Source organism: Lentzea sp. HUAS TT2 (genome assembly GCF_051853195.1).
Taxonomy (GTDB): Bacteria; Actinomycetota; Actinomycetes; order Mycobacteriales; family Pseudonocardiaceae; genus Lentzea.
On record NZ_CP196667.1, the window covers coordinates 7400405 to 7422087 of the forward strand.

General features: G+C 69.2%; 30 protein-coding genes. 19 read left to right on the forward strand and 11 right to left on the reverse strand.

Going from position 1 to position 21683, the window contains the following annotated elements:
- Positions 1–28: 28 nt before the first annotated feature.
- A complete protein-coding gene (locus ACSHWB_RS35070; protein ID WP_439657588.1) occupies positions 29–1579 on the reverse strand; it encodes a DUF4331 domain-containing protein in 1551 nt (516 codons plus the stop codon).
- 301 nt (positions 1580–1880) lie between these two features.
- On the opposite strand from ACSHWB_RS35070, the gene ACSHWB_RS35075 reads away from it, so the two are divergent.
- The 3 genes from ACSHWB_RS35075 to ACSHWB_RS35085 all read left to right on the forward strand — a co-directional run bounded on the left by ACSHWB_RS35075 (position 1881) and on the right by ACSHWB_RS35085 (position 5220).
- Positions 1881–3671: a GAF domain-containing SpoIIE family protein phosphatase gene (locus ACSHWB_RS35075; protein WP_439657589.1), complete on the forward strand. Its 1791-nt coding sequence runs from the start codon at positions 1881–1883 to the stop codon at positions 3669–3671.
- Between the two features lie 209 nt (positions 3672–3880).
- Positions 3881–4489: a sigma-70 family RNA polymerase sigma factor gene (locus tag ACSHWB_RS35080; protein ID WP_439657590.1), complete on the forward strand. Its 609-nt coding sequence runs from the start codon at positions 3881–3883 to the stop codon at positions 4487–4489.
- Positions 4486–5220, forward strand: a complete 735-nt coding sequence (locus ACSHWB_RS35085; RefSeq protein ID WP_439657591.1) for an anti-sigma factor — start codon at positions 4486–4488, stop codon at positions 5218–5220. The genes ACSHWB_RS35080 and ACSHWB_RS35085 overlap by 4 nt, the downstream gene beginning before the upstream one ends.
- A 303-nt stretch (positions 5221–5523) precedes the next feature.
- On the opposite strand, the gene ACSHWB_RS35090 is transcribed toward ACSHWB_RS35085, so the two are convergent.
- The 7 genes from ACSHWB_RS35090 to ACSHWB_RS35120 all read right to left on the reverse strand — a co-directional run bounded on the left by ACSHWB_RS35090 (position 5524) and on the right by ACSHWB_RS35120 (position 10679).
- On the reverse strand, positions 5524–6561 hold the full coding sequence (locus ACSHWB_RS35090) for a hypothetical protein (protein ID WP_439657592.1): 1038 nt from the start codon (positions 6559–6561) through the stop codon (positions 5524–5526).
- Between the two features lie 295 nt (positions 6562–6856).
- A complete protein-coding gene (locus tag ACSHWB_RS35095) occupies positions 6857–7363 on the reverse strand; it encodes a YbaB/EbfC family nucleoid-associated protein (protein WP_439657593.1) in 507 nt (168 codons plus the stop codon).
- 19 nt (positions 7364–7382) lie between these two features.
- A complete protein-coding gene (locus tag ACSHWB_RS35100) occupies positions 7383–7913 on the reverse strand; it encodes a pentapeptide repeat-containing protein (RefSeq protein WP_439657594.1) in 531 nt (176 codons plus the stop codon).
- Positions 7914–7998: 85 nt separating this feature from the next.
- Positions 7999–9477, reverse strand: coding sequence for a WXG100 family type VII secretion target (locus ACSHWB_RS35105; RefSeq protein ID WP_439657595.1), 1479 nt, complete (start codon positions 9475–9477; stop codon positions 7999–8001).
- Positions 9474–9782, reverse strand: coding sequence for a type VII secretion target (locus tag ACSHWB_RS35110; RefSeq protein ID WP_439657596.1), 309 nt, complete (start codon positions 9780–9782; stop codon positions 9474–9476). The genes ACSHWB_RS35105 and ACSHWB_RS35110 overlap by 4 nt, the downstream gene beginning before the upstream one ends.
- A gap of 11 nt (positions 9783–9793) precedes the next feature.
- Positions 9794–10252 carry a YbaB/EbfC family nucleoid-associated protein gene (locus ACSHWB_RS35115; protein ID WP_439657597.1) on the reverse strand — a complete coding sequence of 153 codons (459 nt, stop codon included), beginning with the start codon at positions 10250–10252 and terminating at the stop codon, positions 9794–9796.
- Between the two features lie 112 nt (positions 10253–10364).
- Positions 10365–10679 carry a hypothetical protein gene (locus ACSHWB_RS35120; RefSeq protein ID WP_439657598.1) on the reverse strand — a complete coding sequence of 105 codons (315 nt, stop codon included), beginning with the start codon at positions 10677–10679 and terminating at the stop codon, positions 10365–10367.
- Positions 10680–11019: 340 nt separating this feature from the next.
- On the opposite strand from ACSHWB_RS35120, the gene ACSHWB_RS35125 reads away from it, so the two are divergent.
- Complete coding sequence (locus ACSHWB_RS35125; RefSeq protein ID WP_439657599.1) at positions 11020–12348, forward strand: NB-ARC domain-containing protein; 1329 nt, start codon at positions 11020–11022, stop codon at positions 12346–12348.
- An 82-nt stretch (positions 12349–12430) separates the two neighbouring features.
- Positions 12431–12886, forward strand: coding sequence for a hypothetical protein (locus ACSHWB_RS35130; protein ID WP_439657600.1), 456 nt, complete (start codon positions 12431–12433; stop codon positions 12884–12886).
- Positions 12887–12929: 43 nt separating this feature from the next.
- Here ACSHWB_RS35130 and ACSHWB_RS35135 read toward each other — a convergent pair whose 3' ends face one another.
- Positions 12930–13289: a hypothetical protein gene (locus ACSHWB_RS35135; protein ID WP_439664727.1), complete on the reverse strand. Its 360-nt coding sequence runs from the start codon at positions 13287–13289 to the stop codon at positions 12930–12932.
- Between ACSHWB_RS35135 and ACSHWB_RS35140 the strand changes: the two genes are divergently transcribed.
- Positions 13230–13367, forward strand: coding sequence for a hypothetical protein (locus ACSHWB_RS35140; RefSeq protein ID WP_439664804.1), 138 nt, complete (start codon positions 13230–13232; stop codon positions 13365–13367). The genes ACSHWB_RS35135 and ACSHWB_RS35140 overlap by 60 nt on opposite strands.
- A gap of 296 nt (positions 13368–13663) precedes the next feature.
- Here ACSHWB_RS35140 and ACSHWB_RS35145 read toward each other — a convergent pair whose 3' ends face one another.
- Complete coding sequence (locus ACSHWB_RS35145) at positions 13664–13870, reverse strand: CsbD family protein (protein WP_439657601.1); 207 nt, start codon at positions 13868–13870, stop codon at positions 13664–13666.
- Between the two features lie 236 nt (positions 13871–14106).
- On the opposite strand from ACSHWB_RS35145, the gene ACSHWB_RS35150 reads away from it, so the two are divergent.
- The 10 genes from ACSHWB_RS35150 to ACSHWB_RS35195 all read left to right on the forward strand — a co-directional run bounded on the left by ACSHWB_RS35150 (position 14107) and on the right by ACSHWB_RS35195 (position 18991).
- A complete protein-coding gene (locus ACSHWB_RS35150) occupies positions 14107–14658 on the forward strand; it encodes an RNA polymerase sigma factor (protein WP_439657602.1) in 552 nt (183 codons plus the stop codon).
- The gene (locus ACSHWB_RS35155) at positions 14649–15212 is read left to right on the forward strand and encodes an Asp23/Gls24 family envelope stress response protein (RefSeq protein ID WP_439657603.1); all 564 of its coding nucleotides are present in this window, start codon (positions 14649–14651) and stop codon (positions 15210–15212) included. The genes ACSHWB_RS35150 and ACSHWB_RS35155 overlap by 10 nt, the downstream gene beginning before the upstream one ends.
- A 57-nt stretch (positions 15213–15269) precedes the next feature.
- The gene (locus ACSHWB_RS35160; RefSeq protein ID WP_439657604.1) at positions 15270–15695 is read left to right on the forward strand and encodes an Asp23/Gls24 family envelope stress response protein; all 426 of its coding nucleotides are present in this window, start codon (positions 15270–15272) and stop codon (positions 15693–15695) included.
- Positions 15692–16042 (forward strand): hypothetical protein, encoded by a 351-nt coding sequence (locus ACSHWB_RS35165; RefSeq protein WP_439657605.1) that lies wholly within the window; start codon positions 15692–15694, stop codon positions 16040–16042. Before ACSHWB_RS35160 ends, ACSHWB_RS35165 begins: the two co-directional genes overlap by 4 nt.
- A gap of 95 nt (positions 16043–16137) precedes the next feature.
- Positions 16138–16608, forward strand: coding sequence for an Asp23/Gls24 family envelope stress response protein (locus ACSHWB_RS35170; RefSeq protein WP_439657606.1), 471 nt, complete (start codon positions 16138–16140; stop codon positions 16606–16608).
- Entirely contained in the window at positions 16605–16928 is a 324-nt protein-coding gene (locus ACSHWB_RS35175; RefSeq protein ID WP_439657607.1) for a hypothetical protein, read from the forward strand. The genes ACSHWB_RS35170 and ACSHWB_RS35175 overlap by 4 nt, the downstream gene beginning before the upstream one ends.
- Positions 16929–16986: 58 nt before the next feature.
- Entirely contained in the window at positions 16987–17163 is a 177-nt protein-coding gene (locus tag ACSHWB_RS35180) for a hypothetical protein (RefSeq protein WP_439657608.1), read from the forward strand.
- Between the two features lie 4 nt (positions 17164–17167).
- The gene (locus ACSHWB_RS35185; protein WP_439657609.1) at positions 17168–18031 is read left to right on the forward strand and encodes a DUF6286 domain-containing Asp23/Gls24 family envelope stress response protein; all 864 of its coding nucleotides are present in this window, start codon (positions 17168–17170) and stop codon (positions 18029–18031) included.
- A complete protein-coding gene (locus ACSHWB_RS35190) occupies positions 18028–18600 on the forward strand; it encodes an alkaline shock response membrane anchor protein AmaP (RefSeq protein ID WP_439657610.1) in 573 nt (190 codons plus the stop codon). The genes ACSHWB_RS35185 and ACSHWB_RS35190 overlap by 4 nt, the downstream gene beginning before the upstream one ends.
- A gap of 160 nt (positions 18601–18760) precedes the next feature.
- Entirely contained in the window at positions 18761–18991 is a 231-nt protein-coding gene (locus ACSHWB_RS35195; protein WP_439657611.1) for a hypothetical protein, read from the forward strand.
- Between the two features lie 6 nt (positions 18992–18997).
- Here the strand turns inward: ACSHWB_RS35195 and ACSHWB_RS35200 are convergent, their stop codons facing one another.
- Complete coding sequence (locus ACSHWB_RS35200) at positions 18998–19636, reverse strand: MarR family winged helix-turn-helix transcriptional regulator (RefSeq protein ID WP_439657612.1); 639 nt, start codon at positions 19634–19636, stop codon at positions 18998–19000.
- Positions 19637–19844: 208 nt separating this feature from the next.
- On the opposite strand from ACSHWB_RS35200, the gene ACSHWB_RS35205 reads away from it, so the two are divergent.
- The 3 genes from ACSHWB_RS35205 to ACSHWB_RS35215 are packed head-to-tail and all read left to right on the forward strand — an operon-like array spanning position 19845 to position 21561.
- On the forward strand, positions 19845–20438 hold the full coding sequence (locus ACSHWB_RS35205; protein WP_439657613.1) for a protoglobin domain-containing protein: 594 nt from the start codon (positions 19845–19847) through the stop codon (positions 20436–20438).
- A 4-nt stretch (positions 20439–20442) separates the two neighbouring features.
- Positions 20443–20970 (forward strand): hypothetical protein, encoded by a 528-nt coding sequence (locus tag ACSHWB_RS35210; protein WP_439657614.1) that lies wholly within the window; start codon positions 20443–20445, stop codon positions 20968–20970.
- A gap of 51 nt (positions 20971–21021) precedes the next feature.
- On the forward strand, positions 21022–21561 hold the full coding sequence (locus ACSHWB_RS35215) for a carboxymuconolactone decarboxylase family protein (protein ID WP_439657615.1): 540 nt from the start codon (positions 21022–21024) through the stop codon (positions 21559–21561).
- Positions 21562–21683 lie beyond the last annotated feature (122 nt).

Sequence of the window (21683 nt, forward strand, 5' to 3'; positions counted from 1 at the left end):
ACGGAGGATTCCGTTCCCCGGCAGGCTCTTACGCGACTGCGGGAACGGCTGTCCGAAGTGGACGGCGGTTCAGCAGCCACACGCCGGAGCCGATCAGCAACGCCGCGAGGAGGCCGTTGAGGATCAGTCCGTCCGGCAGACCGCCGCCACCGGCGCCACCCGCGGGTGCCGCTGCCCCGGCGGCGCCGGAGTTGACGGAGGTGTTGTTCGGCAGTGCCACGTACGGGAACGCGGTGCCGAACGCCTTGTCGTTGGCGTTGACCTTGTCCCCGGCCGCGAGTGCGGGCACGATGCCGCTGACCGCGGCGCCTTCCAGTGCCTGCACGCCGATGTCGAGCACGTCGTCGGTGAGCCTGCGCCCGTTGGGGAAGCCCTGCAGGTCACCGCCGAGCACGCCCAGCCGGTTCGGCGAGGCCGCCGGCGGGATGGAGGTGTTGAGCCGCAGCTGTTCCGACGGCGTGAACTTCTTCGGGTTCACGTCGGCGTTGTTGAGCTGCGAGTTCAGGTCGGCCTTGATCGGACCGCCGGCCTTGGTGGTGATGCCGGTCAGGAAGATCTCCACCAGGTCGTTGCGCGGCGTCGCCGGGGCGGGCAGGCCGTAGATTCCCTGGATCAGCTTGGGCACCTCGGGGTCGGTGACCCGCTTGACCAGCTCCGGGGTCTTGCCGTCCTGGTCGGGCGTCAGAGCGTTGAACCTGTCCTTCAGGCCCGCTGGCACGACGACCTCGTTGACCAGCGGGTTGCCCAGGCGTGAGACCTGGACGAACGGGCCGACCGCCCGCGACTCGCCGGGGGTGAGGATCATCGACTGGCGTTCGGTGTCGCTCCACACCCCGATGACCGGGTTGCGGGTCGCGTCACCCTTGAGCGCCAGCTGCGACTTCGGCACCTGCAACGCGATGGTGTTGACGTTGAAGCCGCGCAGCGTGTCCTGGCCGACCTCGGACAGGTTGGCGCCGTAGAGCAGGTCGAACACCCGCAGGTCGAGGAAGAACGCGTCGTCGGACTGCCCGACGTAGCTCTTGCCGCCACCGGGCACGTCGGTGATCGCCTGGGCGCGCAGGGCGCCGTAGTCGGGCATCGACGCCGGGCCGGTGTTGGACGGCGCGACCTTGCCCGACCGGATCAGCTTGCGGTCACGGCCGTCGCGGTCGATCAGCTCCAGCGTGTAGGTCTGCCGGAACAACAGGTTCTCGTCGTCCAACGACGTGACCGGCCCGTTGTTGTACAAGAACGTCGACTTGCCGCGTCGGTCCTCGGTGCGGAACGTCCACCGGTAGGTCAGATCCGCCTTGGCATCACCGTCGTTGTCGATGTTGATGTCGTAGCGGGCGTCCGTGGCCCACGGGTAGAAGTTCGGCCCGCCGTTCGGCTCCTGGAACGGCGACCAGCTCGCCACGAGCGTCACCGTGTCGGGCTTGTCGGGGCTGACGAACGCGTACACGTCGGTGTTGTCCACCGCGGGATCACCCGCGATCAACGGCGCCTCGCGGTGGCTCGACGCACCGGCCAGGCCTGAACCACCGATCAAACCTGCCGCGAGCAGAGTGCTCCCGACCGCGATCAGACTTACCGCCACGCGTCGTCGACGACGCGTGGGAGGGGGTGCTGACATGCTCCATCCCTTCGGATCGAAGCCCGTCCGGGGCGAAACCCGCCACGCGGACAGGACCTCTTCCATTCGCCACTGATGGAGCAGAGGTTTGCCGGGTTCACTCGAATGCCCTCTTGCATGTATCTGGCATCAAGTGCGGGCGAACTGTGGCCATCACCTGCGGCGCGGTTAAAGTTCACGATCGACAGTGACGGCGTGCCGGGGCGGGATGGATGCGGCAGTGAGTGATGATCATCCGGAGGCTTCACACGCAGTGGCGGGGCCAATGGACGAGGCTCGCCTGGAGGCCCTGCGCGCCACGGGCCTGACCGCTCGCCCGGACCGGGGCATGGACCGGTTCGCCCGGCTGGTCGCCAGCGTTCTGGGCGTGCCGGTGGCGCTGGTCTCGCTGGTGGAGCCGGACCGGCAGGTGTTCCCCGGTCTCATCGGGCTCGGTGAGCCATGGGCGAGTTCACGCACCACCCCGTTGTCGCATTCGTTGTGCCAGCACGTCACGCGGTCGGGTCGTCCACTCGTGCTGCACGACACCGAGGCCGACCAGAAGTGGTGCGCGCATCCCGCGGTCACCGATCTCAGCGTCGCGGCCTACGCGGGCATGCCGTTGACCGACGGCGACGGCAACGTGCTGGGCTCGTTGTGCGCGATCGACACCGCACCCCACCAATGGACCGAGGCCGAACTGCAGGACCTGGTCGACCTCGCCGCCGCGTGCAGCGCCGAACTGCAGCTGCTCATCGCGTCGCGCCGCACCGCCGAGGCCCACGCGCGCGCACGCACACTCACCGAGAGCACACGACTCGCGCTGACTCGCGCGGAACTGCTGCTGCACGCCGCCGACGACCTGGCCAACACCACCGGCCTCCACCAGGTCCGCCGAAAGGTCCGCGACCTGATCACCGGCGACCTCAAACCCCGCTACGTCGGCCTGGTGCTGATCGAGGGCAGGCGGCTGCGACGCCTGATCGACGAGGACAACGGCGCGGCGATCATGGAACACACCTACGAGCGCTACGGCCTCGACGACCAGTGGCCGACCGCCCGCGCGGCCAGGGACGACACCACCGTCGTCATCCAGGGCACCGACGACCTGGCCGCGGGCGGATACAGCCGAGACGCTGTCGACGCCTGGACCATGCTCGACCTGCACACCGCGATCTGCGTCCCGCTGCCCAGTGCGTTCGGCCCCTTGGGCACGCTCGTGATCGCGTGGGACACACCTCACCGGGTCGACGCGCTGGAACTGGCGATCGTCACCGCGCTGGCCGGCTACACCGCCCGCGCGATCGAACGCGCGGTCTTCGTCGACCACCGCATCATCGTGGCCCAGGAACTGCAGCAGGCCATGCTCACAGACCCGCCGGTCGTCCACGGCCTGGAGATCGCCGCGCTCTACCGGCCCGCCGCCACCGGCGAACTGGTCGGCGGCGACTGGTACGACGCCTACCCGCTCACCGCCGGCGACCCGGCGGCACTCGCCGTGACGATCGGCGACATCACCGGCCACGACATCCGTGCCACCACCAAAATGGGTCAGATCCGCAGCATGCTGCGCCAGGCCGACCTCGACCACCCCGATGCCGGCCCCTCAGAGGTGCTGTCCGCGCTCGAACACGCGAACCTCGTTCTCGGTGTGAACGCCTCCGGCACCCTCATGCACGCCCATCTGCGCAAGGACGGCGACGGCTGCTGGGAACTGACGTGGACCAACGCCGGCCACCCGCACCCCCTGCTGCGCCGGCCCGAGGGTGACGTCGAGGCCGTCGGGGGCCACGACATCATGCTCTTTCCCGGCATGGCGCCGGCACGACGAACCACACACCGGGTCAGGCTCACGCCCGGCACCTGCGTCCTGTTCCACACAGACGGTCTCATCGAGCAGCTCGATCGGGACATCGACTCCGGCACCGCAAAGGCCATCACCGTCCTGACCCGACACGGGACACGGCCTCTGCCCGATCTGCTGGAGCTTCTCGTGGACGAAGTCGGCGGCAGGCACCCGGACGACGACATCGCCGTGCTCGTCGTTCGCGTTCCGACCTGCGAGATTGTTTGCTGATTACACGAAAGGAGTGGCAGTTCACTCGAAAGTGAAATTTCGGCATCGGCAGACAATGAGTTACGTTGAGTTTCTATCTGATCGCCGACCGCTTCTGGTGTACGTGCACCGGTGTGTGATCGCGTTGCGCAGCGGGAGTGACGTCTCACCCAGGTGATCACGTCTCGGCTTCGAACCGTGGTCCGATCAGGATCACGAGAAGGAGCGCGATGCAGGAAAGCGACCTGGCACGACGGATGATCTCCCGTGCTTCCGCTGAGTCCCCGGTACCGGACGATTCAGCGGAGGACCTGCTGGCGCTGGTGGCACGTGGGGACGAGGCGGCGTTCGGGCGGTTGTACGACCTCGCGGCGGGCATGGTGTTCGGGCTCGTGCGCCGGGTGCTGCGGGACGAGGCGCAGTCCGAGGAGGTGTTCCAGGAGGTCATGCTCGAGGTGTGGCGGACGGCCAGCCGGTTCGACCCGGACCGCGGCAAGGCCACGACCTGGATCATGACCATGGCGCACCGGCGCGCGGTGGACCGGGTGCGGTCCGCGCAGGCGGCGACCAACCGCGACGAACGCGTTGCGGCGATGAGCGTGGACACCCCGTTCGACGAGGTCGTGGAGCAGGTCACCGACCGCATCGAGCAGCGCAAGGTGCGTCGTTGCCTGTCGTCGCTGACCGATCTGCAGCGTCAGTCGGTGTTGTTGGCCTACTACCAGGGTTACAGCTATCCGGAAGTGTCCACTTTGCTCAGTGTCCCGCTGGGCACGGTGAAGACCAGGATGCGTGATGGCCTGATCAGGCTGCGGGACTGCCTGGGGGTGGTCGCGTGAGCCTGTCGTCAGATCTGCACCTGCTGACCGGCGTGTACGCGATGAACGCCCTGCCGGAGGCCGAACGACCGGAGTTCGAGGAGCATCTGGCGAACTGCGGCTCGTGCGCCCAGGAGGTCGCCGAACTGCAGGCCACCTCGGTCAGGCTCAGTCTCTCGACGGAGATCGAGCCCCCGCCCCATCTGCGTTCACAGGTGCTGGCGAAGGCAGCGGCCACTCCTCAGTCACCACCGGAGACGACCGGCACGGTGACCGTGCTCGCTCCGCGCTCGCCGAGGAAGTGGCTGATGCGGGCGAGCCTGCTCACGACCGCCGCCGCTGTGCTCGGTGCTGTCGTGCTCGGTGTTCAGGGTGTGCAGGACCGTCAGGAACTCGACGAGCTCCGCCAGTCGGCCGCCGGCCACAGCCAGGTCTCCGATCTGCTGAACGCTCCCGACGCGAAACTCGTCAGCGACTCGGCATCCACGGGTGGCAGGGGAACCGTCGTGGTCTCGCCGAGCCGGGGCAAGGCGGTGTTCCTCGCGAGTGGACTGCCGCAGCTGCCGTCGGACCGCACGTACCAGCTGTGGGTGGTCGGGCCGGACGGACCACGCTCGGCAGGCCTCCTGCGGAACGAACCCGTTGTCGCAGAAGGCCTTGCGGACGCTCAGAAGCTTGCGCTGACCGTCGAACCGAGCGGTGGGTCGTCCAGTCCCACCACGACCCCGGTCTTCGCTGTCTCGGTGGTGTGACCCAAGACGGTGCTCATGGCCAGGTGGACAGCGCCTTGATGGATGTCGGCGCGTTTGCGCAGTGCGGAGCGTTGTCTAGGTGCTCGAGGTCGAGATGCGGAGGTGCACCCCTCGGCCATGGCGCAAGCTGTTGGGCGACAAGCCAACGGCCTACGTCCGCGCTTCGCAGTCCGGTGCAGGCCAGCCAGAACGAGGGTCGATTCTCGGCGCGCAAATGGGTGCGGACTTGAGGGAGCGCCCCGGCCCGGCACCGGGACGGGATGCCGGGCGGGCCCGGCTGTCCGTCGCGACGACCGGTAGTGGTCAGTTCTCCGCCGGAGCGGGGGTGTACCAGGCCCACAGGAACGTGGTGATGACGAGCACGCCGAGGATGACCAGTGGGGCATCGGCGAGGAAGTGGCCACGCGCAGCGACGAACAGTCCTCCCGGAATCGGCACGAGCCACACGGCCAGGGGCGGGCGCGGCGAGTCGACCCAGCGGGGACGCGACAAGGCGGGCTGCACCGTGTAGACGATGCCCCAGCGCGACCTTGCACGAAGGCCTCCCGCGGGCCAGACGCGGACGTGCGGCTCCGGTTCCAGCACCGCCCGCGCGCCGAACCCGTCCTTCAGCCGCGCAGTCACCGTCTGACCGGGGTTGAGGCGCTCGAGCACGGGGTGCCAGTAGACGCGCTGCCATCTCGCTCCCGGAACCACACGCGGCACATTCGGCAGTTCGGCCAGCACCTCCGGCTCCAGCGGCGCATCGGCTGGCGCAAGCAGCAGCGCCATGCTCTTCTTGGCCCCCAGGTTGTCGCTATGACCCCGGACCACCACCACTCTCATCGTCTCGGAACGCCCCGTGGCGGCCGACCGGTTGAGCCAACCGCGCGTGGCCCAGGCGAGCAGCACCAGGAACACCACCGCGCCGATCACCGCGGTAGGCCACCAGTAGTCCCACCCCGCGGCTTCTTCTGCATTGTGAGCACCGGCTTCCGCCGACACCACCGCTTCCCGGTCCAAGGCCGGCAGGTACGGGCCCCTCTCCTCCGGGTTGCCCTCGCGGGGGTCGTACCGGACGCGGAACGGACGTCCCGGCGCCCACTTCCCGGGCTCGTCCAGCTCGAACCAGGTCGTCTGCTCGTTCCCCTCCTGGTCGTTCCACACGACCAGGGCCTCCTCGTCCGGAGGCCGGTACCCGTCGACCACCCGGCCCACGACCTCGACGGTCGCCTGCGCGTGTGCCGCGTTGGTCGCCAGGACCCGGATCACCCCGACTCCTGCGACCAGACCGAGCGCGGCGACCGCTGTGAGCACCGAGAACCGCACAACATTCCAGGTGAAACGGCCGGAATCCGCCATCACAACCCCTCCGCCAACCGTGGCGCCCCTCGTACCGGACAAGCCGTACACCACGTGTCGCGGACCGACCACCCGTTGATCGGGATTGCCTGCTTTCGCTGAAATCCGATGCCGTGGGACATAGCCCAAAGGGATCATCGAGGCCCAGGATCGTCGCCAGTACTCATTTCCGCCACGACGATCCCTCGTGCCGTGCACCCGCGGAGAACTGAGCAGCACAGCGCTGCTACGAGATCGCGCAGGCGCTGCCGAATTTCACCGGACAGGCCGCCCTGCCGGCGACGACCTCGTAGGCCTACTCGGTGACGGCGGGTCCATCCCAGTCCTCGTCGTCCTGGGAGTGGTGCTGGGCCGGCCGCTTCAGAGGCGGCGGAGGCGCCGACGAGCGCACCTGGTTCGCCCACGCCGGGGTGTCGGGGGACGGCTCCGGGAAACGTCGCCGGTACGACGACACCAGCGCTTCGGCATCTCCTGGAGCGTCGACGCCGACCTCGGCCACGATCTCGGACACCGCGTCCGCGATCCGCGACTGGGCGCGGTGCAGGGTGGTCATGATCGACGCGGTGAGCGTCGCACCGGACACTCCGCGCGCCTGGTCGGAGATCTCCAGGTCACGCAGCACCCCGGTGGCGTCCACGGTGACCTTCACCAGGCCGTCTCGCGACGCCTCGTGCACGACGGCCTCGGTCACCCGCGTGCTCACCTGCTGGTACTTCTCCGACGCGGCCGCGACGGCCGCCGCCCACCGGGCGAACTCCCGCTCCGTGCGCACCTCGCTGCCACCGAACTCGGCATCGGTCATCACGCGCTCCTCGCCAGCCTTACAGGTACGCGGGACGCAGCACGGACACGTGCGCGCCGCGGGCAGCGAACCACTGCTCCAGCTCGTGCCCGTCGAGGCGGTGGCCGGGCGCGGACATGACCGGCCCGAAGACCGTGCCCGTCATGCCCGTCAGCACGGCGCCGACCAGGATCGAGTTGTCGAGCACCGTCTTGTCGACCCGCACCCCCGACATGTTCGCGCGGGTGAAGTCGCAGCCCACGAGCATCGCGTCCGTGAGGTCCGCGCGCCGGAGGTCGGCCTCGACGAACCGGACGTCCGAGCCCTCCACGCGGGTGAGGTCGGCGCCGATCAGCACCGCGCGTACGAAGCTCGCGCGGTGCAGGCAGGCTTTCACGAAGTCCGCGTCGGTGAGGACGGCGCGGATGAACCGGGCTCCCTCGCAGTTCGCCCGCCACAGCTCAACGCCGCGCACCGCCGTGTCGGCGAGGTTCGCGTGCCGGAATGACGACCTGCCGAACGGCCCCCCGGACAAGTCCGCGCCGAGGAAGTCGAGGCCCTCAGCAGACATGGGTGCGCTCCGATCGCCATTCAGCCAGCCGGCCAGGGCGTGGGCCGCTTCCGGCGATCCGGGCCATCGCAGTGGCCGCCACTCGTCACGGGTACCAGATGACACGGTTTCTCCAGCGGGGGTCCTGCACTGTCTGTGCCACCTTGTCGATGGTCTGCTGGGCGACCTCGCGCGTGTCGATGACGACGTAGCGGTCTTTGGTGCCGATCTGGCGACCGAGCTCCACCCTGAAGTCCTTGTCGTCGTACGGCTCGCGCGGACGTTTGATGTCCCACTTCTTGCCGTCGTCGATGAAGTCGCCGTTCCCTCTTTCGGACGGCCGGGCGTAGTTCTCGGTGAGCTGGCCGCGTTCCCTCAAGTCCAACGCAACTCTCGCCTCGTCCTGGGAGGACGGGTTGACGCGTCCACCATGGTCCGGATCACGGACGGTGTCGTTGTACTTCTCCGGGTACCTGGCCTCCAGCTCGATCAGGTGGCTGCTCAGCCTGCTCCGTTCCTCCGGCGTCAGCTCCCGGTGCGGCTTGTCGAGATCGGCGCGCCGGCTCGGCGGTCTCGGCGGTCCACCGGGGCCGGGTGGGGGGTTCGTGCCTCCGGGCGGCGGCGGATCTCCCTGACCGCCGCCTCCTGCCGTGGGCTGGTCGACCGTCGCGTGGTTGCCGCCACTGCCCGCATTCGACGTGACCGTGTTCCCGCCTCCGCCGGCGCCACCACCACTGCCACCGCCGGCGCCGGCAGGCGTGGTGACGCCAGACTGCTTCACCGCATCGGGCAGCTTGATCTCGCCACCGGTGTCGGCCTTGCGCAGGTTGCGCAGTCCCGTGTCGATGAGCTCCCAGATCCCGTTCAGCCGAGTCATCAGCGGGCGCAGTCTGTCCAGGGAACGCGCCAGTTTGACGGTCAGATCGGTGATGTCGAGGACGGTGCGCTCGACGAGCGTCGTCACCTGCGTCGCGACAGGGACGGTGGCGAAGAAGACCGGCACACTCGCCGCCGCGGCCCAGAACGGCACGCGCACGATCAGCGTGGCCACGGCGCGGGAAATGATGTCGCGCACGGCTTCCCGGACGACGCCGACCAGCGCGCCGACCACTTCCACGGTGGTCCCGATGGTCGAGGCGCACACCTGGCTCGCCGAGAAGAACGCGACGTGCTTGGCGATGGACGCCCGGTAGTCCTTGCTCGCGTCGCCGCGCCAGGCGGATGCGCTCCCGTCGACCTCGGTCGTGAAGTCGGTCGTCGCCTCGGCCACGGTCTTGGCAACCGCGTGCCACGTTCCCGCGTACGCGGTGATCCGGCCGACGTCGCCCGCCAGCCAGTCCAGCCACTGCCGCAGCGGACCGCAGTGCTCGATCACCCACGAGAACGCGTACTCCGCCAGCGTGCCCAGCGGGTCGACGGCGAGCGACAACGCCTCCAGGCCGGTGCTCGCCAGGGCCAGACCGCCCTCCACCCAGGAACCGTTCGCGATGCCGTTGCGCAGGTCGATCGCCGACTCGGCGATCCCGATGCCGGTGAGCGCCTCGCTGGAGAGCTGCGCGGCCTGCGACGGGGCGGCTGCGTTCACCGCCCTTTGCCCTTCATCGCGCTCGCGCCGCCCTCGTCCACGCCGTCGTAGACGTCCGCCGTGTCGCGCACGTTCTTGATGATGTGGTCGACTGCGGCCTCGATCTCCACCAGGACCTGGATGCCGACGTCGCCGACGGCTCGCACGACCGGCGGGAACATGGTGGCGAACTTGCCGAACGCCTCGGTGGGCAAGTCGCCTTCGCGGGCCTGCCGCAGCGCGCTGTCGAACTTGCTCTCGACGCCGCTCAACCGGTTGGCGTGCGCGCGTAGTTCCGCGCCGTCGACATCCAGTTCGCCGCTCATGAGCAACCCCCTCACTCCATGACGGACGGGCCTTCGCGGTCGTCGTCGTGTACCAGTCGTCCGCGTGCCGCCAACGGGTCGGGCGGCTGCTCGGGGAACCGCCGCCGGTAGCCCGCGACCATCGCCGCCGCGGCCGCCGGGTCGTCGGCGGCCAGGTCTGCGGTGAGTGACGACATCTCGTCCGCGATGCGAGCCTGCGCGCGACGCAGGGTGGCCAGGACGTGCGCGGCGAGCGTCTGGCCGGAGAACTCCCTGATGCGGTCGGAGAGTTCGAGTTGCCGGAGTACACCGGAGGCATCGACGGTGACCCGGACGACGCCGTCGCGTGAGGTCTCGGTGACGGTGACTGCTCCGACGTCGCGATCGAGCGCGCGGAACTTCTCGGCCCGCGCGGTGACGAGTGCCGCCCACCGCGCAATCTCCTGCTCTGTGCGCGGCGGCTCGTCGTCGTGCAGAACCGGACCGGTCAAGGGCACCCCATCCCCTCGTCTCCGCCGACCCTAGATCAGAAAGGAGATCTCGCGACAGGTCAGTATGGCGGGTGTCCAGGATGCCGAAAGACGTTGCGCCAGGCCGGTTCCGCTACGGCGACCGGCGTAGCGCACGCCAGGCGACGCAGGTCGGCGCGCGGGTGGACGTGTAGCGGAGTCCGCGCGGGCGGTGCCCAGCCACGAGGTCCATCGGCGTCTGTGCTGTCGGCCACGAACGGCCGATAGGACAGCAGCGAGTGGATTCCGTGTAGGGCAGCGGCCGGACTGAGTCGACCAGGGGCACAAAGATCAGCAGGAGGATCACCACCCATGCCGGTGACGCGAGCACCGGGTGCCGCAACGGCCACACGTCCGGCGCCGGTCGCAGGGGCGAGGTGTTGCCGAACAGTTCGCGCGGGGACGGCATGACGGCCGAGACCGGGTTCCACTCGGCGACGTGGCGCGGAGAGGCTGCCGTGGCTGGTCACGTAGGCGACGAGGTCCGGGTGGTGCGGTCCGGCGAGGGCGATGGCTTCCGCGCTCATCGACGAGCCCGATTCGAACCTCGGTCGTTGGCAGGCTCCGGCCAAATACCTCCACAAAGGACGATGCACGCGGGCCTTCCCTTTTGACTGCCCCAAAAGGGGATCACATTGTGCTGAATGACCCAGCATTTTCCTGGACATCCGCCGGATAGACAACCGTCGCGTTCCGCTGACACGGTGGTTTCCTCACGGAGATCGGGGTCAGGGGGGTCAATGGGCCAGGTGCGCAAACCGGTGGTGCCGAGAGGTGCCATCCGGACTTTCTTCGACCGGCTGCACGCGCTGCATTCCGCCGCCGGGAATCCGAGCATGCGAGAACTGCAACGGCGCACGCGCTGCCGGCAGCGACCGAACGGAATCAATCCGACGACGATCCACAAGGCGCTGTCCGGGCCGCAGCTGGCCCAATGGGACACGGTGCACGCGCTGGTCAGGCAGCTCGGCGGGAACGTGGAGGAGTTCGCCGCGCTGTGGCGGGACGGCCGGCGGGTGGAGCTCCAGGCAGAACAGCCAGTTGGCGGCATCACGGGTCACCGCACGGGACGGCCGACCCCGCAGGCGTTGCCGCCGGACGTCCCGTCCTTCATCGGCCGAATCCAGCAGCAGACGGAGTTGCGCGGACTGTTGGGGCCACTCGGCCAGTCCGCTCGGACCGCGGCCATCTCCGGCACGGCTGGGGTCGGCAAGACCGCGCTGGCGGTGCATTGGGCGCACAGCGTGGCCGACCAGTTCCCGGACGGGAACCTGTTCATCGACCTGCGTGGCTACGACCCGGACTCACTGATGCCGGCGTCCGAAGCGCTCGCGTCGCTGTTGCGCGAGTTGGGCGTGCGGGCCGCGGACGTTCCCACGGAGGTGGCGGAGTGTGCCGCCTGGTACCGATCTTCGCTGGCCGGTCGGAAAATGCTGATCGTGCTGGACAACGCTCGCGACACCGACCACGTGCGGCCGTTGTTGCCCGGTACCCCGTCGTGTCTGGTTGTCGTCACGAGCCGGGACAGTCTGGCCGGGCTGGTCGCCCGCCACGGGGCCCGGCGCGTACGGCTGGACGTCCTCGAGCCCGCTGAGGCGACCGAGTTGATGCGGGAGCTGCTGCGGCCGGGGTTCGACCGCGAACCGGCGGCGATCGAGGCGTTGGCCGAGCGGTGCGCACGACTGCCGCTGGCGTTGCGGATCGCGGCCGAGCTGGCCAATTCCTCCAATGTGGACAAGTTGGCCGACCTGGTTCGTGAGTTCACGGACGACCAACGCCGGTTGGACCTCTTGAACGCGGGCGACGACCCGCGAACGGCGATCCGAGCGGTGTTCTCGTGGTCGTACCGACGCCTGCCAGAGGACGCGGCCGGGCTCTTCCGGTTGTTCGGGGGATACCGGGACCAGCTGGTGGACCTGGCGAGCGTGGCCGCGCTCGCCAGGATAACCGCGGATCAGGCAGGCAGGTTGACGGAAGTGCTCGTGCGCAAGAACGTTCTCGAACGGGTACGGCCCGGTGAGTTCACGATGAACAGCCTGTTGTCGGCCTACGCGGCCGACTGTCAGCGACGTTCCTGACAGGCATCGGCCCTACCCGCCGGGCCGCTGGCCTCCCATGCTGTGCTGGCTGGTTCTCCAGCACTGAAACGGGGAGGGTTTCATGATCACGAAGAGAAGGCTGTTCGCCGGCGCCGCGGGCGCGGTACTGGCCGTCACGGCGCTCACGACCTCGGGTTCCGCCGCTCCGGCCCCACGCCCGGAGGTCGCCGCACCCAGCGTCGGCATCCAGGCGGTCGCCCCCGGCGCGGCGACCCTGCGCTTCGACTGGGGTTGCACCGGCAGCTACGCCAGCACACCGATCACGTTCAACGGCGATGGCACCTTCACGGCCGGGTCGCTGTCCGGTCTCTGGGCACAGACGGGGAGCGTTCTGCAGTTCCAGTTCAACGGCGTGAAGACGACGTACGCCTCGCTGGTGACGAGCAACTCCGGCACCGGAACCCAAAGCACCTTCAGCGGCCTCAACGGCTGTCACCTCCTGCTCGGCCCGGGGGCGGCCCTCGCCGGCAAGGAATCCAGCCAGGGCACGGGAACCCTCGGCGCTGACGGCCGCTGATCGGCGGCACGAGACGGGTTCCGCCGATTCGTGCCGCAAGCGTTCAGCAGGTGCCGGGGCGTGTGCGGGAACACGCGGCCGTCGGCGACGAGGATGTGGTGTCGTCGTCGCCGACGGCATGACCGCGGTGACCTCTTCTCACCGATCGGCTGTCATCGCGGTCACTTCCTGGTGGCGGCCACTTTGCTTGCGTGGCGCCCACTTGTGCGGAGCTTCGCCGGGGCGACCTGGGTCGGCGCTGAAGCAGGCAAGTTCGTCGCGCAGCGCGGCGGAGTTGCCTCGGAGAGGTCTCGGAGAGGTCCCGGAGCAGGGCGGCCAGGAAGGGATGCCGCAGTGCCTCGTCGTGGAAGTCCGCGCGCACACCGAACACGACTTGCTCGCGCCGAGCGCATGCTCTGGCCAGGAAATCGCCGCGCTGCTTCTCTCCGGTGAACAGCTGTTCAAGGTGATCGATCACGAGCACCAGACCGGTTCGCGGTAGGGAAGTCCTTCCGCAGCCGGACGTGCCGACGACGATGACCGGCCCGTTGGCGACCGCTGTCACCAAACGGGCGGTCAACTCCTTGCGGCCGAAGAAGCGATCGCCTTCGCCTGTGCGGAAGGCGCGGCCGTTCGCGACTGGGCCGGCACCGAGGCCGGGGGATCGTCGTCGTCGAGCACGTCACAGAGGCGTGGGGCGTTCGTCCTCTGACAGGACAAGGAAAGACCGTGTGGGCGTTGATCCCTGCACCGCCTGATCAGGTCGTGGAAATGCCCTGACCCGCCCCACACTTCGGTCTACTTCTTGAAGACGCTCTTGATCTTGTCCGCGACGTCGCCGACCGCGTCCTTGACGTCCTCGACGGCGTCCTTGAGACCGGCCTTGGCCTGGTCGCCCTTGCCCTCGGCCTGGAGCTGCTCGTCGCCGGTGACCTTCCCGGTGGCTTCCTTGGCCTTGCCGCCGAGGTCCTCGGCCTTGTTGCTGATCTTGTCGCCCAGTGACATGGGGATGCTCCCTCTGATGCCGCGGCGCACCGGGTGGGCGCCGTCCTGCACTGAAGACACCGGCGTTCTCGCGATCCTCACGGCCGCAGTCGGATGACGAGGGTCACTCGGCCGACCGCGCGCTCCTCCGTGACGAATCACCGTCAGCAGGTGTCCTCGGACTGTCATCCCGCACAGTCCAGGCATGCAGCCGGAGAGGAACGCCGATCCATGACCGGTGAACACAGGTGCCGCAGATGACGAGTTCGATGGCGCTCGACGACGTCACGCTCGTCGCCCGAGCCCGTGACGGGGACGTGAATGCCTTCGAGCAGCTGGTGCGCCGGTACCAGGGCCCGATGTTCGGGCTGGCACGGCGGATGCTGTCGAGCGGCGGCGATGCGGAGGACGTGGTTCAGGAGGTCTTCCTGACCGCGTGGCGGCGGCTCGGTCAGCTGCAGGAGGACGCCGCGTTCGTCGGCTGGCTGTACCGCACGACGACGAACCGCTGCTTGAACGTCATCCGTTCGCGCAAGCCGACCGCCGAGGCGGATCTCGAGAGGTTCGAGACCGTCGGGTCCGCGGGGCGGCCGGAACGGGCGGCGGAGACGAGCGAGCAGATGACCGCGCTGTCGAAGGCACTGGAACTGCTTCCGCCGGAGCTGCGAGCCTGCTGGCTGCTGCGCGAGGTCCACGGGCGGTCCTACGACGAGATAGCCGAGGCGACGGGCACGACGAACACCACGGTGCGAGGACGCATCGCGCGGGCACGAGCACAACTGATGGAGGTGATGGCGCCATGGCGATGAACCAGGCGACGCAGGGATACACCCTGCCGTGCGGCCGCGACGTCGAGGATGTGTGGGAACGACTCGGTGAGGTGGAAGCCGGCCGCGCCGACGCCCACGAGATCGACTGTCCGCACTGCCGTGCCACCAGGGAAAGTCTCACGGTGCTGCGTGAGCTGACCGGTGAGCTCGCGGCGGAGGACGTGGAGCCGTCGTTCGATCTGACGAGCCGGATCATGTCCGCGGTGCGCGCGGAGGTCCGGCGTCACGACCAGCTGCCCCTGCCGACCCCGGAGCCCGGTGTGGTGCGGATCAGCGCGGAGGCGGTCGCAGCGGTGCTGCGATTCGCCGCGGACACCGTCGACGGCGTCCGCGCCCGGGAGTGCCGGGTCACGACCGTCGACTCGCCGGATCACGCCGTGACGGTGAAGATGAGCATTGCGGTCAGCTACCTCGGTTTCTCCGGCCATGCCCTCGCCGACGTCCGGGAACGGGTGACCGCTGCCGCCTCGGCGCGGATCGGGGTCCGGCTCGCCCGCCTGGACCTGACCGTGAGCGACCTCTACGACGCCTGACCCGGCACAACCGGCTGTGCCGTGCCCGGCCCGGACTACGAGAAACGCGAGAAAGTCATGATCATCCAAGTTTCCGATGCCGCTGGGGCCGTGTCCAGGGTGGAGTCGGTGATCACCGAACCGGTGATCGCCGCGATCGCCGCGATCGCCGCCACCTCGGTGGCCGGCGTGACCCGTCTGGAACCCGGGCTGACCGGTCTGGTCGCCTCGATGGCCCGCACCGCGCGTCAGCGCGTCAAGAACCTCGACCCGGCGCCCACGGAAGGTGTACGCGTCAGCGTCCTCCACGCGCCCGGTACGGGTGTGGCGACGGTCAGCCTCGAGATCGACCTGGCCGTGTCCGGGCTCGACCAGGCCGCCGCGGTCGCCCAGACCGTGCAGCGCACGGTCGCACGCGCGGTCACCGCGGCCACTGGGCTTTCCATCTCGTCGGTGTCGGTCTTCATCGTGGACGTCGGCGTTCCGCGCGGCGGTCTGGGATGAGCGCCACGAACGACCTCACCCGAGCCCTGCTGGAGGCCCTGCGAGGCGTCGACGGCCTGCGCGCCGCGACCCCGTCCACCCGTGCGGAGGCCTCGTGGGTTCCCTGGGACCTCGACGCGATGGCCGTGGATGTCGACGACGACGTCGTGCAGTTGCGGCTCGTCGCCCTGGCGCTGCCACTGCCTCCCGTGCTGCGGCGCGCGGAGGCGGCGCTGCGATCGGTGCTGGACGACTCAGTGTGGAAGAACGCCCGGCTGCGGCTGGTGATCACCGACATCGACGCGTCCGCTCTAAACCTGCGGAGCGTGGTGGCGCAGGGAGACGGTGGACACACGATCGGGTCGTGAGGATCGTCCGGGAGCCGGGTCTTACTGGTGTGGAAGCGAAACGGGACACCGCGGACTTCCGCTCCTGACACTGAGAACCGTCCCAAGGAGAGATCATGACGAACTCGATCGCCAGCAACACCGGCGCCCGCTCGACCGAGCTGGACAAGATCACCGCCGGTGCGCTGGACTCGTCTCGGGGCTCCACCACCATCGCCGACGTCGTCGTGTCGAAGGTCGCCGGCCTCGCGGCCCGTGAGGTGTCCGGTGTGCACGCCCTCGGCGGCGGCGCGGCCCGTGCGTTCGGTGCGCTCCGCGAGCGCATCCCCGGCGCGTCCGCCTCGGTCTCGCAGGGTGTGTCGGTCGAGGTCGGCGAGCGCCAGGCGGCGATCGACCTGCAGATCCTCGTCGAGTACGGCGTCTCCATCGCGGACCTGTCCCGCTCGGTGCGCAAGAACGTGATCACCGCGGTCGAGCAGATCACCGGCCTGGAGGTCGTCGAGGTCAACATCAACGTCTCCGACGTCCACCTCCCGGGCGACGACGAGGGCGACGACACCAAGACCGACACCGGCCGCGTCCTGTGACCCCTGGCGTCGAGATCGACGCCGACCGCATCGCCCTCGCTGTGACAGCCCTCCCGCACGTGGCGGGGCTGCACAGCGGCCGGTTCGGCGAGATCGCCACGTTGCTGCCCGGCCGCAGGATCGCGGGAGTCCGGATCCGACCCGGCGGGATCACCATCGGTGTCACCGGCCGCTACCCGGCCACCGTCACCGAGATCGGTGACGGCGTCCGCGCCGCCATCGGTCCGGTGGATCACCCGGTGCACGTCCACATCGGTGACGTCGCGCCGGCCGCCGCCATCGCGTGCCTGGACACCACATCCGGGCTGCCACGTCCCTGAACGTTCAGACCGGCTCCTTCTCCTTCGCGGGCCGATCGCCACTACAAGGAGAAACACCATGTCCTCCACCACAACCGGTCTGCTCACCGGCCTGGTCCTCGGCCTCGCAGCGGCGTTCGGCGGCTTCGGCGCCTTCCTCGTCGTCCTGGTCTTCGGTGCACTCGGCCTGCTCGCGGGCCGAGTGCTCGACGGCAAGCTCGACCTGTCCCAGCTCACCGGCCGCGACAGGGGCTGACCCCGTGATCACCACCTTGCCGACCCCGGATCCGGCAGAACTGGGGGAGCGGGGCAGGCTCACCATCTCCGACGGGACGGTCGAACGGATCGCCGCCCGCGCGGTGACCGAGATCGACGGCGTCGGCTGCACCGCCGAAGTCACCGCGAAGGTCAGCGGCGGCGTCGCCACCCTCCACGTCCGGTTGTCGGTCTCCTATCCGGCCTCGGTCGGTCGCACCACTGAGAACGCACGAGCACACCTGATGCGCAGGGTCGAAGAGCTCGCCGGGCTCGCAGTCCCGTGTGGACATCACCGTCACCGCACTGCACGCCGAGGTCAACGAAACCAGGAGGGTCCAGTGAAACGCCGCCCCCGCCGCAGCACCCCCGCGACTCTCACCGCGGTCGTCCTGCTCGCCGCCTGCGCGTTCGTCGCCGTGATCGCGATCCAGATGATCCTCGAGCAGACACCATGGGTCAGCTACCAATCCGTCGCCGACGCCGTGCACAACACGCACTGGAACGACCTCGTCCCGGCCATCGCCGGAGGCGGCGCCGCCCTGCTCGGCTTCATCCTGCTGCTCACCGCGATCCTGCCCGGCAAGCGAACCGTCCTTCCCCTTGAAGGCGAACTCGACTCGGGTGCGTCACGGTGCAGCTACCGCAGCACGCTGCGCGCCGCCGCATCCGCAGTGGACGGTGTCAGTGGCGCGAAGCTGAAGTTGAAGGGCCGCAAGGCCGTCGTGAAGGTGTCCACCGACCGGACCAACACCGACGGTATCGCCGACGCCGTGCGCGACGCGATCAGCCACCGGCTCGACCAGATCACCCCGGTCATCCGACCCGACGTGAAGGTCAAGGTCCACGCCGCCAGGAGCGCGTCATGACCAACCTCAACCGCCCGGCCCGCCTCAACCGCACCCTTCTCGGCCTCTTCGGGACCGTGCTGCTCGCCGCTGGGACGTTCACCGTCCTGACGCACTTCGGCCGGCTCACCGTGCTGAAACCGGACTCAGCGCTGGTGCCCGCCACGGGAACCCCGCCGACCTGGGCGTTGTACGTCACCGCTGCCGCCGCCGTCGTCCTCGGGCTCCTTCTGCTGCGATGGCTGCTCGCCCAGTTGAGCCGCAAACCCAAGACCCGCACCTGGAGGTTCGAGGCGGACCCCGGCACCGGCCGGACCGAACTGGCCGCGAGCACCGCGATCGCCCCGTTCATCGATGAGGTCAGGACCTACCCGGGCGTGGCGGCCGCGCACGCCACGCTTGCCGGAACACACGACACACCTGCCGTGGCACTGGTCGTGAGCGCCGCGCAGGACGGGGACCTCACCGCGATCCGCCATCGGCTCGACACCGAAGGTCTGCCGCGACTGCGTCAGGCACTCGACCTGGACGCGCTGCCGGTCACCGTCGAGTTCAGGTTCTCCACCAAGACCGGAGCACGCACGCTCTGACGCCTCTCACCGTCGGGACGCGGAGGGCGAGCAGAGGGGTGTCGTCGGTGCAGAGCAGCAGGAAGTCGCCGGGAGCGAGCCGTAACCGCACGTCGACCAGGTTGAGCTTCGCCGCTGGAGCCCGTGTGCGGGCGTTCACGGCTGATCGACGGCGGAAAGGGTGCTGAAACCAGGACACGTGGGCGCGGGCGACGCGCTCGTCCTCGCTCGCAGGCCCCTGCACGGGATCACGGCGGCCGAGGCGCACCGCGTGGTCAACATCGACCGCGACGTCGAAGCCGCACAGCGCCTGCTCCGGCACGCCGATTTCCTGCCCGAGTCGTGGATGAGGCTGTTGCGCCGCTGCTTCGACGGTCGCCTCGAAGACCAGGTCGCGCGCCTGCAGGGCTGAGCGTGGTCACACGGCGGGAGTGCGCTTCCGCCTGCCTGCCGGCGCGTCCGCTGGTTCGTGCTCCGGGCAGTCCGTCCGCAGTTCCGCCAGCGGCAACGGCATGCGCAGCAGGTGGCAGTGGTGTGGCACGGCGGGGTCGGGGTGCTCGTCGCGGCCGAAGAAGCGGCACGTCGTGCACATGTGTGTCACGCTCACCACCTCCGTCCGGTGCAGATCCTCGATGACCCGCAACAGGGTGTGCAGGGTGATCGCGCGGTCGGCCTCGGGAATGCCCGCGAGCGCGGCCGTCAACGGATCGTCCCAAGAAGACAGTCCACGTGCGACCGCCGCGCCGGCGTCGGTGAGCGACAGCACGCGGCGGCGGCCGTCCGTGCCGGGGGAGCGCGTCACGAGTTGCTTGCGCTCCAACGCTGCCACGGCGTCGGACATCGTCGGCGTGGTCACGTCGAACTCCGCGGCGAGAGCGGCCACCTCGTGCCGCGTCTGCGGGTGCTGTGCCAGTGCCAGCACCGTCTGCTGCTGCAACGGCGACAGCCCGTGCTCCCTCGCTGTGCGCTGGGCCAGCGAACGCATGCCGTGCCCGAGCCGCTCGAGTGCGTCGGCCAGCCGCCGGTCCAGACCGGCCGTGCCGTCGGTGTCAGTCATGCGATCCGCTCCGCCCAGTAGGACTTCCACGGCGATGGTACGGGCAGACCCGCGGTGGCGAGGTCGACAAGATCGGACACGGCCTCGGCGTGCTCGACCTGAGAGCTGGATCACTCTGCCGCAAAGTCGGTAGGAGTCCTACCTAGTTTGTGGCAGAGTGACGTTCGCCTGCTTCGAAGGGCTTCTTCGAGATCGCGAAGGAAGCGACATGACGTCTCCCGAACACCCGCCACCCGGCTACACCCACGACGAACCCGGTCTCGCCCCGTCGCCCGTGACCCGTGCGGACCTCGACCTGCTGCTGTCGAGCGTCCTCTTCGGACCCGCGGACCAGGAGGCGTTGCACACCGCTGGCACAGTCCTCAGCGGACAGATCGACCAGATCCTGGACGTCTGGTACGGCTTCGTCGGCTCGCATCCACACCTGGTGGCCTACTTCTCCACCGCGGACGGCACGCCGATCGGCGACTACCTGGCACGGGTGCGGGCCAGGTTCGGCCGCTGGATCGTCGACACCTGCACGCGTCCGTACGACGAGCGTTGGCTGGCGTACCAGCAGGAGATCGCGTTGCGGCACACCGAGCCGAAGAAGAACGCGACTGACCACGCCGACTCGGTGCCGCACATCCCGTTGCGCTACATCATCGCCTTCGTCTACCCGATCACCGCGACGATCCGGCCGTTCCTGGCCGCCGGCGGGCACGACGACGACCAGGTCGACGCGATGTTCCAGGCCTGGTTCAAGGCCGTCACTCTCCAGGTGGCGCTGTGGTCGCAGCCCTACGCCGGGCGGGCGTGGTGACGTCGTGAGCCTGCTCATGTCCCCGTCCAGCGGCCTGCTGACGCCCGCGCTGCCGTGGGAGACGACCGAGTGGTTCAACAGCGAGCCGCTGAACCTCGCCCAGCTGCACGGCCGCGTGGTGGTGCTCGAGGCGTTCCAGATGCTGTGCCCCAGCTGCGTGAGCCACGCCCTTCCGCAGGCGATGCGGCTGTCCAGGGCGTTCGGCGACGATCTCGCCGTCGTCGGTCTGCACACCGTGTTCGAGCACCACCGGGCGATGACCCCGGTGAGCCTCGAGGCGTTCCTGCACGAGTACCGCATCTCGTTCCCGGTCGGGGTCGACGCCGTCCGCAGCGCGCACCCTGCCCCGGTCACCTTCAGCCGCTATCGCATGCAGGGCACGCCCACCACTGTGCTCATCGACCGCGACGGCATGCTGCGCGCCCAGAAGCTCGGCCCGGTCGACGACATGACCCTGGCATCGGCGGTGACGCGGCTGCTCGACGGCGCCGTGCCCCCGGCCGTCTGTGCGATCGACGGCACCTGCACCTGATCCGCACCCCAGATCCCGCACGACCCGAATCACCGAACTGGAGAAGCACAAATGTCCCGCATCGATCTCACCAACCCCGACCAGATCACCGACGAGCGCGCCGAGACCCTCGCGCAGATCAAGGGCGCGTTCGGCGTGGTGCCGAACATGTTCAAGGCCGTCGCGAACTCGCCCGCCGCGCTGCAGAGCATGTGGGCGCAGTTCGGCGCTCTGGGCAACGGCAAGCTCGGCGCCAAGGTCGGGGAGATGGTCGCGGTCGCCGTGGCTGACCGCAACCGTTGCGACTACTGCCTTTCCGCGCACACCATGCTCGGCAAGAAGGCCGGTGCCACGGCCGACGAGATGAGCGAGGCGCAGAGCGGCAAGTCCGGCGACCCGCGCACCGCCGCGGTGCTCACACTGGCCACCGCACTGGTTGAGAAGCGCGGCCAGATCTCCGACGCCGACGTCCAGGCGGCGCGGGACGCGGGCCTGAGCCAGGAGGAGATCGTCGAGACGGTGGCGCACGTCGCCCTCAACGTGTTCACCAACTACATCAACGTCGCCCTGGACGTCCCGGTCGACTTCACCCGCGTGGCCTTGACCCGCTGAGGAACGAACGAGGCGCCCGGAATGCCGGCGGTGCCCGCTCACCGCGGCAACCGGGCGCTCGCTCGCGTTCAAGCCGAGGCCGGGCCGCAACTGGGCTACCTGCCCACGTCCAACATCCACTT